Below are 16,750 nucleotides of genomic sequence, written 5' to 3' on the forward strand. Positions count from 1 at the left end.
TAATCAAAAATCTAATAACTCCCTCATTTCTATGGAGTATAGACCCTTGATTTTTCAGATAAGTTCTTAAGAACTTCCTCTATGCACTCCGCTGTGCCGCTTCTAAAACTGACAAGTTCCACCGCGGTTTGTCCTCGCTTATTAACAATAGTACTGTCAACACGATTATCTTGGAGTAACCGTTTTACACAGCTCAAATGACCGCGCTCCACCGCATCATGTAGCGCTGTATATCCTATATTATCCTGTTGATTGGGATTAAGTTTAGGATCCGCAAGGAATAGTTCAAGGACCGCAACATCACCAATCGATGTAGCCCAAAATAGTAAGGGCTCAGATGTTGCAGTACAGGCATTAATATCAATTCCCGGGGTTTTTAGAAGCATTTTGACAACATTGAACGCTTCGTCATATTCTTTTCCTTTTTTCCCAGCCAGTTTTTGTATGGCTTCTGTCAACGGAGTGGTAAAATAGTGCTTGCTGGTTTTGACTACTTTGACATCAGGATAGGTAAGTAAAAATCCGCGGATAGCAGGTACATTGTTGGTACGAAGAGCTAAAATCAAATAATCTATGTCTTCCTTTACAATACCAGGATTGCTATTTTTGAATGCCTTAAAATATTGACGATCCGCCTTTCTTTCGTGCTTCTCATGTCTAAGAAGTTGTTGCATTTCGGCATCTTTAGCCTTCTTCACTACAGAATCACCTCGATAAGGGCGTTTGAATAATGTCCCTGGGTATTGAAGCAATAACCTTACTGTATCAGCACATTCATTTTCAAGAGCTAATTGCAGTGGCGTTATACCATTCACATCTTTTACTGTCGGATTAACATCCCCATAATACACCAAGCTACGAAGATTCTCATTATGACCTCCTTGAGCTGCAGCATGAACAGGAGTTCTATAGCTATGCGTCGTTTTTTTCATCGCTTCTGGATGAAACTCCATTAAAGAGTTTAAAATTTTTGGATCTTTAGAAGCAGCATAATACGCACTATATTCGCTCGGTTTGGCCCCATGGGTTAGTAAAGCGTTTACTAAATCAACTCTATTCGCTTTAATGGCACAATCTAATGCATTGTCATTTTTTGTTCTTGTTGTATCTGCCCCAGACTTTACTAATAGATCAACCATCTCCACAGAGTGTACCAAGCATAATGGCTCTTGGTTGTACCAGTTGGTTCGATCTACTGCATTGGGAAACATCTGGATTAGAGTGGAAGCAAGAGCAAAATTATTATTCATCACGGCAAAATGCAATAAATGATAACCTTGAAACTGTTGCTCCGCTAAAGACCAAGATTTTAATTCCTCTAAATCTTCAGAGGTAACTACATCATTAAGAAAGTGGTCTAAAACCTGCAGACGAGTACTCATTTCAGGAGAACACTTTATTGCCAGAGACAGTACTTGTTTATCAAACTCTTCTGTAGATTTGCCTTTGGTTTTTAGTAACCAGCGTTTCAGCATGAGTTCTGTCTGTAAAATCTCCTGATTTACTTCTGAGCCGAAATGATCGGTTAATAACCTCCTTGTTAAATCCAATTGACCTTCAGGGAGTAACTTTTGGGTAATTAACCGCATTAATAAATGCGGCAACGTTGGATTATTAGCATAAAGAGAAAGATATTCTTTCAGAAAGAATTGTTCAAAAAATTGAATCGTATCGGTAAAAAGCGCATCAGCGATACTTTCAGGTAAAAATAAGCGATATTTTATTTTTAAAGCAATTAGCTTATTGTGGAGATCACAATTGCCAACGGTTTGAAACTCCCCATCAATTCTACCGTTATAGACCAGTCCAAGAGTGTCATGCAAATCATGTTGAATGTATGTTTTATTTGATTCATAACTATCTTCATAAAGAGTAGCGAATACTTCTTTTGTTAGATTCTCAGATTTAGTTATTTTATAATGTTCTGTTGTCGTGTCTGTACTGCATCCACCACCATTATTACGATACAACTCATTTTGTTTGATAATAAGATCTATGCCATGCCCAGGCCAGCCAGTGAATAGCTCTACCCCTGACTTTTTACTGTCTTCTATCATCGATGCCAAATAGTCAACCGAGGGGAACATACTCGAGTGATTTGCCATAAAATAATAGCGCATTGCTTTTACGGTCATGTTTCTAACTTGCCGTATAGCATCCTGATGTTCTGTGTATTTATTATTTTGTTCACAATGAGCTACGTAAGCATTCATCAAATGCACTATAAATGGAGCGGTGTGAAAGGAGTTGCTCCCTGTAAGTTTAACAAGACGACTCTCGATAGGGATTGATCCGCTTAATGCAAATAAATGGCCGAACATTTCAGTGTCATTCGTGAGGGGAGACACCATTCTAGTTCGCAGAAAAAGCTCCTCTAAAGCGAGGGAGGCATCATTGAAGTCATTGATGTGGTTGAAAGAAAAACCAAATTCCCTGATATAATTTAATGCTTTGGAACGCTCATCACTACTTTCTTGAGTTAAATTATTTATATGGCGAAGGACAATATTGAAATCCACATCAGGCTTAAGTGTTTTTAAAAGACCGTTTATTTTTTCCCTTTTATACTGCGGATTAAACATAGCCACAAGAGCAAGGTAATATTCGACATCGAGGCTAAAACCGGTTGTAACAAAAGCTTCGGTTAAACTAAGTATTGTCTCTTCAGAAACTCCATTTTGATGAAAATTAGTAAAGGTCTCTGCTAATATATTTTTAAGAGGTTCAGCTGAATTATCCTGCTTTTTACATAGTTCAATAAGGGTAACAAATTGGGGTCTGATGCAATAACCTTCCATAGTTAATAGCGTACCCAAAATGGTTTTGCCATCTGAGTATTTATCAAAAAGTGATGCGGGGTGACTCTTTAAAAGTGTTAGCAATAGGTTTTCTTGGGTTATTTCAAATCTACCTGCTTTATTTTCGGCAATCAAATCAAATACGGACTTACCCTCGTTATTTCTATGTGTAATATCGATACCTTTTTTAATAAGCAGAACTGCAATCTCTTCAGCTTGGTATTTTTGAGAAATAATCGCCAGTTGCAGATAATTATTCCCATCCTTATCTACTGTATTAACATCAAACAATTCATGGTTAACTAACTCAGTAACTGAGTCCGATTTCTTAGTTTGTATACTCTCTAACATTAGTGCCAAAGCAGTTTTCCCATTAACATTTTTGATGTTGGGATTTGTCTTTGGGTGCTTTATCACACGCTCTACTTGTTCTCTATATCTGTATACATTCTGAACCAGCATATGAAGCAGGATGCTGTTATGTTCTGATGTGCTCTGATTCGGATCAAATTTATCATGGGCTATTAAAGTTTCTAAGGAATCAACTGATTGAGAGTTTGTGGAACTATATAGGTACTCAAAAAAAGTCTGGCCACTTATCGATCTTTGATGGATATCAAAGTCCTTATTACTAAGCAAAAGATCGAAGGTCCGATGTTCATAGTAAGTCCTTCCCTCTTTTCGCACTTGCTCTAAAAAGTAACCTAGGAACCCATTACCTTGCTTATCAACAGCATTTGCATTTGCTCCGGCTGTCATCAACACCTTGAGATAATCAGAAAAATCACTATTTTTTGCATGTTTCGATTTAGCTAATACATGCAGTATTGAATCGCCATCATCAGTAACATCAGTAATGGCAAATTTTGCTTCGTGAAGTTTTGTTAAAATTTCATGCGGTTGCTTCGCTTCATTAATAAGAGCAAGAAGACTTGTTGTGTCCATTAATAATCCAAAATGGTTTCGTATTGAGGCCGCAGTATGCCAGATTAATCTTAATAAAATATTAAAGAAACGTCTGTTATAAGCGAGACACGCATCGTTCTCATCAAGGCAAAGCAACCCGGATTTTTGATTTTTCCTATTCGCCCCAAGTCGAGATTAAAATGCACTATAATGACAATTATTGCGCAAAATATTTTTTTGCGAGAGTACTATGTCTACTAGTGGCCCACATTTAGAACAAATTTTGATTAATGAACAACTTCAAATTCTTAAACAAATTTTTTATGGAAGAAAAAAACCTGTTCAAGATTTACCTAAAGAATATGAAGATTTTTTTCAAGATTGCGCCAAAATTTCTCTGTTCTTACAAAATAATGATGCCGTTTTAGAACAATTAAAGATTTTAAATACTCTCGTTAAAGAAGAAGCAAAAAAACGGGGGGTAGCTATTAGTGAGGAGCAAAGCGGAGATTATCTTAAACATAAAAAGGTACTACGGAGCGTTCTCGAACTAGAATTAGCAAAAATCGGTTTTGCACCCGATTTTGGCAAAGCATTATCTGTTCTTGAGCCAAATTCATTTGCCTTGATTTATTCAAAAGGCATAATTTTAAAAGATCCTGGGGCGGGTACTGAACACGGGGAGTTCACACATGCAATTCAATGGTTATTGATTGCATGGCAACAAAAAAATACTTCTTTTTTAAGCCTTCCTGTAATTAAAATATATAATAAGTTTGGGGATAGTGATAAATTTAAGTCGATCTGGAACGCAGTGGTAGATGAGAATAAAGAAGCCTGTTTCGATGCGCGCTCCCCTGAGCGCTTACATCAGATGATTTTAAGTTCGGATGATCCCGAGCTGTCCGCACTAAAAGCACTATGCCAATCCAGGGTGAACAAAAGAGAAATGGATACACAAAAAAATAATTTTTTCTCTGAAAAAAAAGATTATCCAAAGAAAGAATACACCCCCTCTGAAGACGAGAATTTGTTGTTACCACGTAAAAAGTTATAGCTCACGTAATACCAGCTTGTGAGACCTGAATGTTTATCCGAGACACAATGTTCCCAAAAGTGCTCAAAAAACGGTACAGATTCTGCATTTTAAATCGTATATGAGAGTAATTATAATTTGTTCATTTTAAAATAAGAAAGCTGCTTACAACTGGATATTTTGCACCCATATAACAAACAATTTTGCATCCATGCGGGAATTATTATTTCATGAACAGTTATTAGGGGACATAGCTGTTGCTTCTATGGAATCCATTAGCTCATTTAAATGGTCTTCTCTTTTATTAACATTCTGTTGTGACATCACTTCTCTAAAAATTTTCTCATTAGAGGTTAAAGACTTTTTAAAAAAACCTGTAGCGGGTATTTTGCTAAGATACTCTGGATTAACAAGAGGAGCTTGTTTTGTTAAAATAAGATATTTCAACCGCGCATGAGCTACCGCTTTTTTTTCAGCAGCTATATAACGATCGTATTCATCCAAAAACAATTGAAAATCGAGCTTATCTTCAGCATGTTCCACCATGTAATTTAAATTCTCTACATTCACTGTCCAATTTGGAGCATCGGGCAAAGTAACATCCTCGGCTTTGATTTTGTTCACATATTTTTTTTCTAAACCAGAACGATCATAGGGTAGTTTTTTTGCCCAAGGTTCATTAACCCATTTTTGTCGCGGTTTATTATGGCTCGTTGCAATATGTTCACATAGTTCCTGATCGGTAAGTGGTATTTTGCCTACCCCAAAGCCTAAAGATTTTCGTTTGGGTTTTTCTTCCACTGCGATGACATTGTATCCCTGGTCACTACCATTAAAATGCTTTGTAAGATAACTAGGATGACCCATAAAATAATAAGAATGACCGCTGTTACCGTTTTGAGATGAACTCGTTTCTGAATTTATGAAGAAAATTAAAGGGTTAAATGGCGCGAGTAAATTTCCACCAACACTTGCCCCAGGCGTTCCACCTAAATGCGCAGAAAATTTAGAAAGGACCATACACCGTCCACCCTCGCCAAATAACTTATCGAAACGCTGTGTCCCGAGTTCCTCACCCAAATGTAATTTTAGGAATTGAAGTACGGCATAGTAGTACGATGTTGTTATTGCTACCTGACAATCAAAAATCATTTTAGAATTGATAAAAAGATCCTGAAGCGCTTCTGAAGGCTTCATGCCAGCTTTTAATTGATATGATACTTTAGGTCTTCCTATAAAGCGTCCATATTCGGGATAACTGTCCCCCATTAACTTTAAATCGTGTATCTCTTCAAAATATTTTGAATCTGTAAATCCATATTCTACTTTTGCTAAGCTAAGATTTTCTTTACCCTCTTTAATTATATTCCCCCACACCTTCTGTACAGCAGAACGTGGATTATCAGCTACCAAATCATTGAAATAGACTACCCGCCCTTGTTCATAGGCCTCTTCTAAAAGCAACATCGCCTCAGTCAAATAAGGAACTAATTCTTTCATTATTTTTTAATCCTTGATCTTTGTTAAATCGCCGGGAGGGTATCATGAGAACAGGTATTTTTTGTGCACTTATAGGTATTTTAGAAAAAATTATTCGTTTTCTATCAAATAAAATGGGGAAAAAATCGAATGCGCTTTAATGGAGAGAGGCTATTTTAAAAACCCCAATAACCATCCTTGGTCAGGAGTTATGTTATGAACAGAAATAAGCGTTATAATCAATGTCCGTGGCTTGTGCTTCTTGTTTTGGCGCTTCATCAAGATAGTGATTCTTGACTTGTTTTGAAAAAAAGCCCATCTCAGCTCGTGCTGCTCGTTCATCTGGTGTTTTTTCAAGAGCTGCTCTCAATTTTTTATCAAATTTAAGTTCCACTTGATAGGCAATATCGGGATCCGAAAAATGATTCACATCAAGTTGTGCCCGCAAGGATTTTGTTCTTACATGACTCACTCGCTCTTCTCTTATTTCCTCACACGAACTGATGACCGCCTCAGGATGATGTTGGTAACCCACGGTATAATATTTCCCTGTCTTTTTTTCAAAACTTTCCACCAATCTATCAAATTTTCCACGTCCAGTTACTTGAAAACTGATATTAGCTTGATCCTCTTCTACATGCTGATGATGCAGGCACGTGACATAATATTCTATATCTTCGGTACCTCTGTAGTTTAATTTTGTCTGTAGTGCCCAATACAATTGGCTACCATGTCCCACGACTACTTTACTATTATAGGTAGGGTCTTGAGTTTCTTTATACACCTCATCGATATGCTCATAATGAAGTTCATGTTGATGCTCATCTTCGGGAATGTCGGTTACCCTACACCCATGATAATCCCCAACTGTTTGTTCTCCGCGGCATATCCCTAAAAGAGGAAGATCCCGACTCTCAGCTATTCTCGTAAGATCGTGCTCAAGCTTTCTACGTCGATCACTGGGATCATGTACCGGAACATTAGGTCCACCGGGTAGGTAGATACCATTAAACCTACCCTTAAAAACAGGATGATCTAATCCCTCTTCGGGTGTAACCAGAACAACATCGAAACCTTTGTTTTCTAAATACACAACCGTACGATCACAATAGGCCGTTCCGCCCGACAGATCATAAAGCACAACAATTTTGGGCCTTTCTTCAGATTGCTTTAATTGTTTTTTTGCATCTCGGTTTAAAGTATATTCAAATTTTGGCCTATCTTCGCTCGTTTCTTTTTGTGAGCCAAGGTTAGATAAATATTCATTAAATTTTTGAAACATAACAACGTACCTCAATAATAATTTTAGACCAACGAATAAAACATGGCCATCTAATGTACAAATTGTACTCTTAAATTATTAAGCAATTATTATTAGTGCATTCATTTTTATTAAATATTTAATCAATTTCGAATCTACGTTTTTTTCTCAAGGCTCATAAACATCAGAGCGACCCTTGATTCACACAGAATAGAAGAAATTTAGACATACCTAAGTATTGTGACGTGCAGCTTTACTTTAGAGGGATTTGTTTAGGGCGAGTCGCTCTTTGCCATCCTTGGCCTGTAAGAGCTCTGAAGTTTTGAAATTAAATCCACAGAGTATGATGGACACCAGAATCTCCAATACTCGATTGTTTTACTTCTTGTTTCGGCTGTTCAAGAAAATGTTTTTTAACTTGTTTAGTAAAAAAACTCATCTCCGCTCTGGCGGCTCGTTCCTCTTTTGTTTTTATCTGAGCTTCACGTAGTTTTTGAGCATAGGTGCGCTCTACATCGAAAACAGTGTCGGAATCAAAAAAATTCGATCTGAATCGAGCTTCATGGGCTTCTTTTTCTACCTGGCTTATTTTTTCTTTTCTTGTATTTTCACTTGCACTGATAAGAACTTCTGGATGATGTTGTACACCCAATGAATAATACTTTCCTGTTCTTATTTCAATGCTCTCGATAGTATTATCAAATTTATTGCGCCCTGTTACCTGAAGACCACTATATCTTGAATCATCACGTATGTGTTGGTGATGAAGACATTTGACAGGATACTCAATAGATCCATTACTACTATCCTCTTTAAATTCATTTTGCAATGCAGCAAACAATTGACTTCCTTGTTCAACAACAACTGTATTATTTGACTCAGGATTACTCGAGTTATCCGCACCAGCATAATGTTGTTCGTACTCTGGCAAATCCTCTACATCCAAACTATTATGATGCCCAAGCGCTTGTTCACCCCGGCATACTCCAAAAAGAGGGATATCCTTAGTGCGTGCGAGTTTTGCCAGTTGACCTTCAAATTTCTTCCGAGGATCATTATCATCATCAACAGGAATATCGGAACCACCCGGTAAATAAATACCGTCAATAGACTCGTCGGTAAAAGCCGGATGATCTAATCCCTCATTTGAAGAAACTCTGACAACACCTAATCCCTCATCTTCAAAATGCTGAATTGCTAAGTCAGCATTCGCGGCCCCATCATGCTCCTCATAGAGCGCAACAACTTTTGGTTTACTCTCTGAACGCCTTAGTTGTCGCTTTTCCTCATTATTTAGCTCATATTGGAAGTTCGATTTTTCTTCCTTATTAGGTTCAGAACGGGTTTCTGGGAATAACGTACGAAATGGTGACCACTCTGATATAAAACGTGAAAACATAATACACACTCTCTCCATGAAAGTTGATAATTTTTGACCAATAGATAGTACCACGTTGTGTATTATTAATACATCAAGAAGTAAGTTAGTTGGATCATTTCTCCCCTAAATTCACGATGCATGGGGATTAGTCTTACTAAGATGCTATGCCTTCCAACAATAAAATTAACAAAAATCCAACGAAAAAGCATAAAGTAATCAATGGAGTTTCCTGAACCTCATGAGCTTCAATTAAAAGTTCTTCGGTAACGAGATAAAGTAACGCGGCAACACCAAAAGATAAAATTACATTGGTAACGGTTGGAGGTAAGTGGATTAACAAGCTTGCTCCAAGAGCCGCACCAATGGGAATCAACAGTGCTAAAATAAAACTTGCTAACAAACGGATCGGTGCACTTACTTGCCTTACTCCTAAAGTAGACGTGGTTGATAATCCTAAGAAGAAAATTTCAATGGAAAGGGCTATCGCTATAAGAATGCCTCCTTTTTCTCCCGCTAAAAAAGAGACACCAATCAAAATACCATCTACCCATAAATCAATTCCAACTGCAGTCAATAAGCCCCATGAGATACCGTTTTTTTGTTGTTCCAGATCTTCTAATCTACTGGTCAACCATTTTAAGAACAGCATTCCCAATACGCCTAATGAAAAACCAACAATAAGCGCCAGAGGATCGTGATACGCTCCAATTTTGGGCAGAAGTTCTTTTGCTACTGCAGCAAAAACAACCCCAGCAGCAAAATGTTGAGTAGCACTGGTGATTTGATTACCCGGCTGATAAATACTGGCAATTCCCCCGCCAATAAACATTAATGCAGCAGGCATTAAAGAATAAATAATAATAAAGGTAATCGATGGAGTCATAGTCATTTTTTTGATTCGGTAGTATTTTACAGCATAGTGAAACATTCGAGCTGATTCAAGCAAACCTGGCTGTGTTTTTTCAGAGTGGGGTTTCCTTAAAGCTCGAACATCACTAAATCATTGGAATCCCTAGACTACATTACAGACATACTGACTCTCATCAGGATCTTTTTCATCGAGTTTCGGTGCGCGCCTAGGAGGTAAATTTTTTAATTTGCGATAACTATCCAGTACATCTTCTGCTACAGTCTCTGCATCGGGTAGACAATAGTTGATTTGTTTGCATTGATAGGCAAGGACATGGAGATTATTCCAATTACTTATATTTTTTTTATTGATTTTTTTAGTATCGAGTAATTGTTTATAGCAAAATAGTTCTAAAAATCTATTTACTTTATCTTTATCAGCAGTGCGTCCAACCGTACTGTGAACAATTTGACTTGTTTGTAGCTGTAGTTTTGCTTGAGTCAAAGGCAATTCTATATTTTCAATAATGAATTCTGCTGCCTCTGTAAAAAAAGTAGAAAGCTCGGCGTTTCCTTGGGATTGTTTCTTCGGTTTGAAGAAAGAAACGGGTGCCTTCTTCTTTCGAACGAATAAATCTAAAAATTCACCATTTCTCAAAGTGGAATCTAACAACAATTTAAGTGTGGCATACTTGTTGTCATCGTTTTTACGATGCTTCATTGCGGCAAAGGCCGATACAAATAAAGTTGGATCGATATTGGTCCACTCAGTATTGCTTAATAATTCAATGAGTTCTTGATCACAAGGAACCTTTTCGCATTCTTTTAAAAGTATTCTGCGCAGCGATCCTCGATAACATGCTATGTTTTCAGGATCATTTAAAATCAAATCATTGGTTATTATATCTACAGATTGAGTAACTACTAACTTAAACAACGCGCTACTGTTTGCTCTTTTGTAAAAATCATCATAAACATCACTAAAAAAATTGGGGTTGCTTGCCGCTTTTCTTATTAAATGTCTAAAAAATTCATTGTTACCCTGTTCTTCGGAGGATAAGGTAATGGTTTTTCGCGCTTCATTCCACAGCACCTGATAGAATAGTTCGGGTTTTTGCATCTGATTGTTAATTAATATTTTTTTATATAGATCTGTTTTTGAATGAATATAATCTTTGATAGCAACCCTACTCGCCCTACTCAAATTTTTATTCTCATTTATTACTGCCTCATAATTCCCGAGTGCCTTGAGTGCTTTCTTTAAGATTTCAGATTTTCTGGTATTACTAGAATAACTGTTGACGAGGCCTTCCACCGTTTTATCAAAAATAAAATTGATTAATTGCCTTAGGTGAAAAAAATCATCATCCGTATCGATATTGAACTTTTTATTTTTTAGATTTTTGCCTGATTGCAGCATAGGATTTATCAAATGCTGGAGAGCACTTAGGTCTCTCATTTCCATGTTACACCATTTATAGACCTCCTCCGGAAGACGTTCTTTTAACAGACCTTTTAGATTTGCCAGAACACAATTACCTATTTTTTGGGATTTTACATGTTTGCCCCAGCTAAAACTAAAACCAAAGTCTTTTAGCGCCTTATCATACCGGTCATAAAATTCCTTATAGTTCTTTTCATTACCGTCAACGACTTCTAATCCAGTAATTGTTTCAATAACCGTTCTTAACTTATCTAAGTCCAAGCCCGCGATATTAATGCGATAAACTAAATTATAATTCGATCTTTGGCCATTGCCACGATTGCAATGTGTAATGACCAATTGATTTTTTTCTTTATAGATTTGCGTATAGATGGCATGACCTATGCATTTATGCTCAATTGTTAAATCATTATCAACAAGGACCTTTTTAATTCGTTCTAAAGTAATTTCTTTTTTATCTTCGATAACGAGTGTATTAATTGACTCATAAACCCGATTAAGAATGCTTTTGTATTCTTTTAACTCCGAAACAGAATAGGTTTTCCCTTCAATTGTAATGTCTTGCAGGATAATTGTTCCCAATAGTTTGGCAAACTCTTCACTTCCCTTTGTAACAATCAATCCCTGCCTTTTAACATGCTCTTGCTGATTAACTACTACATCAAAGAGATAACCATGAAACATAGCAGACCAGAACGCTAAGAAATTTTTACCTTCGGCATCATCTACATCGCTTACCCATTTCCTCTTTTTGGTAATCGTTTCATTTAATGTCGCTTTTCTTTTTGTTGATTTTATTTTGCCTAATACTTTTTCTGCCTCGGATATCTCCTGTTTTACACGATCATAAACTTCTGAAGTTGGGCTTTCGAGATTCTTTCGCTTAAGATCTGTCCGCATGAATTGTTCAAATATCTGAGAAAAATCTATTTTTGTTTCTACCGGTGAATTGGAGACAACTGGCGTCATCCTACGCTTCTTTTTCTTATAAACATTATTTTTTGCTTGCATTCGTGACCATCCCCATAAGATGTCCTATAAAAACACATTATTAGTAGATATAACACATATAGAGGCGTTGTAAATCTAATTTTACGGAGTTCAATCAAATTGTATTAATACTTTTATTAAAATTTTGAGCAGTGAGGTTCTGGGGAGTATAAACCGGTCTTTTTATATAGCATCCTTGTTGATTGTGTCATTGCCGCGCAGGCGGAAATCTATTCATCACATTCACTCCTAACTTTGTTTATAAGATAGATTCCCTACGCAAAAATGACATCGATTTGTAGCGACGATAAAATCGATTAAAACCTTCAAGAATAGTCAATGGTACTTTATTACTTAACCTCAGGAGTAGTAACCGTTGTTATATCGTTTTCTTGCGTTGGATTTAGTGATGTAGATTGTGCGTTCGAAAAAAACCGATGCTCTTGTTGTTCTTGAAGAACCATCGGCTCTGTAGAAATATCCTCTGGAGTCGTTAAGCTGCATTCATTTATAACTTCATAGATGAGCTCCGGATTAATCCCTATTACGGAATCCACTAATTCGCCAAGAATAGTGAGTTCATCCAGTGCCCGAGGAACAAACGGTTCATATCTTGCTAACAAACTCTTAATCACCTTATCTTGGACTGTATCTAATACTTCTTGATGCTCAAATTGTGCTAAAAAATCCTTTAGCGTTATAGGATTATATCGCGGAAAAACATAATCGCTGGAAAGTCTATTAAACAATTCTGGGTATTTAGTACTGTTTATTCCGTACTCTCGGGCCTGTGCCAATAACTCCTCTGGGCTAGGAAAATTTCCAAGTTTTCCTTCACGCTCATACAAAATACAAATTTTAAGTAAGGGTAAATCGAATCTTTGATGGAGGTATTTTTGAATAAGCATCATTTCTAATAAACTAAGATAATAATCTTTTAAATCCGTTTTTGGATTGTACTCTACAGCCCGGACAAATAAACCCACTAAAGAATCTTTTGATGCATCAAGTAAAACTTCATTCATTTCAAAACCACTTTGTTTTTCTTGTGTTTCTTTAGCCAACTCATCTAATGTTTTAAGATTTAGTTTTATCGTTTCTGGGTTTGGACTCTGTAATTTAATGTTTTTTCTTTCTGCTCGTTTTGCTAATTTATCGGTCCTATTGGTATTAGCATCTGTTGAATTCACATCATATACATAAGCTTCTTCTGCATTAATTAAGACGCCATAACGACGCCCATCATATGCGTAGGTAGGTACATACTTTTGGTAAACAAGTAAAGTTGTTGAAGAAAGACAATTACCTTCTTTACTGATAAATAATTTAGCTTCGTTCGCCCAATCTGTTAAACTTACGATTTCAGGCTCTACAATAATTCGATTGACCGTTTTTGCGATTAACCGATTCGCTTTTAAAAGGGTTCCGATTGTGGGCTTGCTCTCTTTTGAATACATAAGGCACTTTATATATAATTTGACTTATGTAGAATTATAGATCAAAATGCCAATAAATGAATCATGGTGATAATTATGTTTTCTAAATTACCCAATGAAATTTTAGAAATTATTTGCTCATACCTAAACGTTAAAGAAGAACGTAATCTTGGTCTCTTTTTTAAAAATGTTGAAAACGTGAGAAAAGAGCAACTGATGAGGCGAGCAAAGAAAATTCTGAATGGTTCAGAACAGGTTGTATTTTGTCATTTACTTCAATGCATTATAGAAAGCGAGAAGGACGGTCTTGCAATTTTACAAAATGAACGTTGCAAAAATATATTATTGAATCAAAAATCAAAATCCTTACCTCATTGGATATTAGGCATTGGGGAATGCCAGCCCAATTTATTAGAGTTTATTATGGAGGATACGGATTACAGAAATTCACTAACCAAGTTAGAGACTGAACATTTCATTACCAATTATGAGAAATTATTGTCTCCAGAATTGGCTGCAAAAATCCGTGACGACTTAGTCAATAAAAATGATTTCCCTTCCGAAAAAGTATCATTTGATGAGGAAGAGGAGGGAAATGTAGCCCACGCTGCTGCCTCGGCATAGAGATAATTCGCGTACCTACTATGTTGACATCCTCTTAATCAATTGCCTTTCTATCTATCAGGGGCAGGTCTTTCCCGGTATTTAATCAGATATCAATATTGTGATTCAAACTTAGCGAACTGTTTTTCCAATGTCCATTGAAGTTGAGCTTTTTGGTTCATATTTAGAAAATTCTGGCACGCAGGTGTTGGTTGTTCTGTTTCTGATTTTATGGCACTACACGCTATGTTCATAGTCTTGTATTGAGAATTTTGCCAAAGATTGTCACCGGGTAAAAAAGAATAATAGAGGCTGTTTCGTACTAATTGTTTTAGAGTGAGATAAGAAAGTTTTTGTTCTTCAACGGCACGCTCATATTGACGCGTCAACGGCTCCAGGCTTATTCCTTCATCATCCGTTGATAAAGCGACCGGCACCCCATGTTTTAAATACAAAGCGAGAGGATGGCTGTCTCCTTTGATGCCTAAGATATAATCGTTACTGCTTAAATTGACTTCAACCAGCACTTCTTTTTGGGCCATTTTATTTATTAATTCGGATGCATTGTGTTCATATTGAATGTCCACACCATGTCCAATTCGTTCTGCAAAAGCTGTTTCTACCGCATCATAAATATGAAATGTAAGTCCTTCTGGCGCTACTAATTGAGGACTAAGCTCACCTGCATGAAGGGTAATATGAACATTAGGATAGAGTTGATGCAAAAATCCCACCATTTGCATATGTAGTCGATAATCGCGCATGGATATTGGGCCATCTTCAGTCTGAACCAGATTAATCCCTACAATACGTGGATCTTGTGAAGCAGATTCAAATCCCGCCAGTAATTGTGCAAAAACCATCTCTGGGGATTGTTCTCTACGAACCTGATACAAATAACGAACGGTGATTTGACACCCTGATTGTTCATTATTTGTGCCACATTGTTGTAATGCGTTCTTTTTAGCTTCGTCCTTGTCCAAATTATGGGAAATATTGGTCACTATTTGGTTAAAATTAGCACTTAATAATTGATTGCGCAGATTTTCTAAATTAGGATCCCATCCCAGTTTTTTTCCGAGTTGACTGGCTTCACTCCCATCAGGTGTCGTCATGATTTCAAGGTAGAGTTCGTTTTGGGTAGCGGCACGCTCCGTCATTTCAGCTAAAATTTCTCCTCCATGCATTTTGGTAATAGGGCTAAATTTTCCAAAAGAATTAAAAAAATGATCATGTCCTGATTCATTTCCATTTTTATCGAAATGGCGCATCGACCATGCGTCAATTAAAGAATTGTATAACTGATTATTAATTACAGCGGTAGCTAAATAATCTTCTGTACTACATGAAGGATTGATAAAGACAGAAAAACTATTATTATCAATACATAAATTATCGGTCTCAGCATAATGAATTAAGTTTTCAGGGAATGATGAGCCGCTCTCATGCATATGCAAATCGCCCCCTTTAGGCATATGAGTTAGAAATTTTTTTAACATACTGGGAGAGTTTTTAATGGAATCAAAATAAGCTTGAGTATTTTCTTCGGGGCTTGCATACGCTTGGATTTGAACTATTAATAGACAGCATACATAAAAAAACTTATTCATATCGAGAGCAATCTGATTAAAATATTGACTATTTTTGCATGATAAAATCATTTGGTCAATAAATTTGCTTGCACAACTATTCATGAATGGCTTAGAACCTCGTATTAAAATTCCCAATAAGACATATTTGTATAACAAATTGGATCTATTTTAGAACTTATAGTAATTCAACCTCCTTTTTGTACCTATATTAACCAATAAGGTACATCAAGTTATTTTAACCCTATAGATAATTAGAATAATTAAATTTTTAATGAGGTATTTATAATGCGCTTGACTGATTCTGATATTACTTTAAATTCAGCCGTCCCAAAAGAAGCCATAGTTGTTTTTGATACGAACAAGACGGATATTGGCTTATTAGCTGATCTTATGCCGCCTCATCAAGAAATCCATACCATAATAATGATTTAGCACAACGGATTTATGAGGGAATAAATGTAGAGCAATATGAACACGACAGTTACAATATTGAATTGAAAGAAAAAGAATTTTGGGCAACTACTCGTCTTGGAACATAAAAAATAGATGTATGGACTCAATGTATTTTTCAAAATTATGACTCCATTCTGAAACTCTAGCCTTTTTTCTCTTTGATTTCTAATTGAGGGAATCATTACTTTCAATTGTCAAAAAAATCATGATATATATTATTTCACATGTTTATGAGCATTTTGAATGTATTTGCAAGGATGATATGCATGATTCCTCCAGACAAACCTGAAAATGAAGCGGAGCGTTTAGCGACCTTATATAAATTAGGAATATTAGATACAGAGGAAGAGGAACGTTTCGATCGAGTAACCCGCATTGCCTGCAAACTTTTTGAAGGGTGAGTAGACCGGCGGAACTTCCCCGCCAGCCCCTCTCAGAACCGTACGTGAGCCTCTCGACTCATACGGCTCCCATCAAGCAAAGCTTTTCCCTATACCTATTCGCCAATGAGGAAAAAGAGTT

The 16,750-nt window shown here is 36.5% G+C and carries 12 protein-coding genes; 4 read left to right on the forward strand and 8 right to left on the reverse strand.

What is annotated here, in order from left to right; translation table 11 throughout:
* Positions 1 to 29: 29 nt before the first annotated feature.
* Entirely contained in the window at positions 30 to 3,743 is a 3,714-nt protein-coding gene (locus tag ACWTEW_RS33550) for an ankyrin repeat domain-containing protein (protein WP_454782316.1), read from the reverse strand.
* A 211-nt stretch (positions 3,744 to 3,954) separates the two neighbouring features.
* Here ACWTEW_RS33550 and ACWTEW_RS33555 point away from each other — a divergent pair, with 211 nt between their 5' ends.
* Positions 3,955 to 4,761, forward strand: coding sequence for a LirA/MavJ family T4SS effector (locus tag ACWTEW_RS33555; protein WP_454782317.1), 807 nt, complete (start codon positions 3,955 to 3,957; stop codon positions 4,759 to 4,761).
* A gap of 207 nt (positions 4,762 to 4,968) precedes the next feature.
* On the opposite strand, the gene ACWTEW_RS33560 is transcribed toward ACWTEW_RS33555, so the two are convergent.
* The 6 genes from ACWTEW_RS33560 to ACWTEW_RS33585 form a co-directional block, all read right to left on the reverse strand.
* Positions 4,969 to 6,240, reverse strand: coding sequence for a hypothetical protein (locus ACWTEW_RS33560; protein WP_454782318.1), 1,272 nt, complete (start codon positions 6,238 to 6,240; stop codon positions 4,969 to 4,971).
* A 193-nt stretch (positions 6,241 to 6,433) separates the two neighbouring features.
* Positions 6,434 to 7,501 carry a gamma-glutamyl-gamma-aminobutyrate hydrolase family protein gene (locus tag ACWTEW_RS33565; RefSeq protein ID WP_454782319.1) on the reverse strand — a complete coding sequence of 356 codons (1,068 nt, stop codon included), beginning with the start codon at positions 7,499 to 7,501 and terminating at the stop codon, positions 6,434 to 6,436.
* 307 nt (positions 7,502 to 7,808) lie between these two features.
* Positions 7,809 to 8,879, reverse strand: a complete 1,071-nt coding sequence (locus tag ACWTEW_RS33570) for a gamma-glutamyl-gamma-aminobutyrate hydrolase family protein (protein WP_454782320.1) — start codon at positions 8,877 to 8,879, stop codon at positions 7,809 to 7,811.
* A gap of 136 nt (positions 8,880 to 9,015) precedes the next feature.
* Positions 9,016 to 9,744: a ZIP family metal transporter gene (locus ACWTEW_RS33575; RefSeq protein WP_454782329.1), complete on the reverse strand. Its 729-nt coding sequence runs from the start codon at positions 9,742 to 9,744 to the stop codon at positions 9,016 to 9,018.
* A 129-nt stretch (positions 9,745 to 9,873) separates the two neighbouring features.
* Positions 9,874 to 12,165 carry a hypothetical protein gene (locus ACWTEW_RS33580; RefSeq protein WP_454782321.1) on the reverse strand — a complete coding sequence of 764 codons (2,292 nt, stop codon included), beginning with the start codon at positions 12,163 to 12,165 and terminating at the stop codon, positions 9,874 to 9,876.
* Between the two features lie 329 nt (positions 12,166 to 12,494).
* Positions 12,495 to 13,601 carry a hypothetical protein gene (locus ACWTEW_RS33585; protein ID WP_454782322.1) on the reverse strand — a complete coding sequence of 369 codons (1,107 nt, stop codon included), beginning with the start codon at positions 13,599 to 13,601 and terminating at the stop codon, positions 12,495 to 12,497.
* Between the two features lie 75 nt (positions 13,602 to 13,676).
* On the opposite strand from ACWTEW_RS33585, the gene ACWTEW_RS33590 reads away from it, so the two are divergent.
* Positions 13,677 to 14,204 (forward strand): hypothetical protein, encoded by a 528-nt coding sequence (locus tag ACWTEW_RS33590; protein ID WP_454782323.1) that lies wholly within the window; start codon positions 13,677 to 13,679, stop codon positions 14,202 to 14,204.
* Positions 14,205 to 14,296: 92 nt separating this feature from the next.
* On the opposite strand, the gene ACWTEW_RS33595 is transcribed toward ACWTEW_RS33590, so the two are convergent.
* A complete protein-coding gene (locus ACWTEW_RS33595) occupies positions 14,297 to 15,877 on the reverse strand; it encodes an adenosine deaminase family protein (RefSeq protein WP_454782324.1) in 1,581 nt (526 codons plus the stop codon).
* A gap of 183 nt (positions 15,878 to 16,060) precedes the next feature.
* On the opposite strand from ACWTEW_RS33595, the gene ACWTEW_RS33600 reads away from it, so the two are divergent.
* Positions 16,061 to 16,207 (forward strand): hypothetical protein, encoded by a 147-nt coding sequence (locus tag ACWTEW_RS33600; RefSeq protein ID WP_454782325.1) that lies wholly within the window; start codon positions 16,061 to 16,063, stop codon positions 16,205 to 16,207.
* A 287-nt stretch (positions 16,208 to 16,494) separates the two neighbouring features.
* Positions 16,495 to 16,629, forward strand: a complete 135-nt coding sequence (locus ACWTEW_RS33605) for a hypothetical protein (protein WP_454782326.1) — start codon at positions 16,495 to 16,497, stop codon at positions 16,627 to 16,629.
* Positions 16,630 to 16,750 lie beyond the last annotated feature (121 nt).

This window comes from Legionella stuttgartensis, assembly GCF_977063405.2.

Bases quoted from the DNA above. Each gene is read 5' to 3' on its own strand.
- ACWTEW_RS33570 (WP_454782320.1), bottom strand. From the start codon at position 8,879: ATGTTTTCACGTTTTATATCAGAGTGGTCACCATTTCGTACGTTATTC.
- ACWTEW_RS33565 (WP_454782319.1), bottom strand. From the start codon at position 7,501: ATGTTTCAAAAATTTAATGAATATTTATCTAACCTTGGCTCACAAAAA.
- ACWTEW_RS33600 (WP_454782325.1), top strand. From the start codon at position 16,061: ATGCGCTTGACTGATTCTGATATTACTTTAAATTCAGCCGTCCCAAAA.
- ACWTEW_RS33555 (WP_454782317.1), top strand. From the start codon at position 3,955: ATGTCTACTAGTGGCCCACATTTAGAACAAATTTTGATTAATGAACAA.
- ACWTEW_RS33585 (WP_454782322.1), bottom strand. From the start codon at position 13,601: ATGTATTCAAAAGAGAGCAAGCCCACAATCGGAACCCTTTTAAAAGCG.
- ACWTEW_RS33595 (WP_454782324.1), bottom strand. From the start codon at position 15,877: ATGAATAGTTGTGCAAGCAAATTTATTGACCAAATGATTTTATCATGC.
- ACWTEW_RS33580 (WP_454782321.1), bottom strand. From the start codon at position 12,165: ATGCAAGCAAAAAATAATGTTTATAAGAAAAAGAAGCGTAGGATGACG.
- ACWTEW_RS33605 (WP_454782326.1), top strand. From the start codon at position 16,495: ATGATTCCTCCAGACAAACCTGAAAATGAAGCGGAGCGTTTAGCGACC.
- ACWTEW_RS33560 (WP_454782318.1), bottom strand. From the start codon at position 6,240: ATGAAAGAATTAGTTCCTTATTTGACTGAGGCGATGTTGCTTTTAGAA.
- ACWTEW_RS33590 (WP_454782323.1), top strand. From the start codon at position 13,677: ATGTTTTCTAAATTACCCAATGAAATTTTAGAAATTATTTGCTCATAC.
- ACWTEW_RS33575 (WP_454782329.1), bottom strand. From the start codon at position 9,744: ATGACTCCATCGATTACCTTTATTATTATTTATTCTTTAATGCCTGCT.
- ACWTEW_RS33550 (WP_454782316.1), bottom strand. From the start codon at position 3,743: ATGGACACAACAAGTCTTCTTGCTCTTATTAATGAAGCGAAGCAACCG.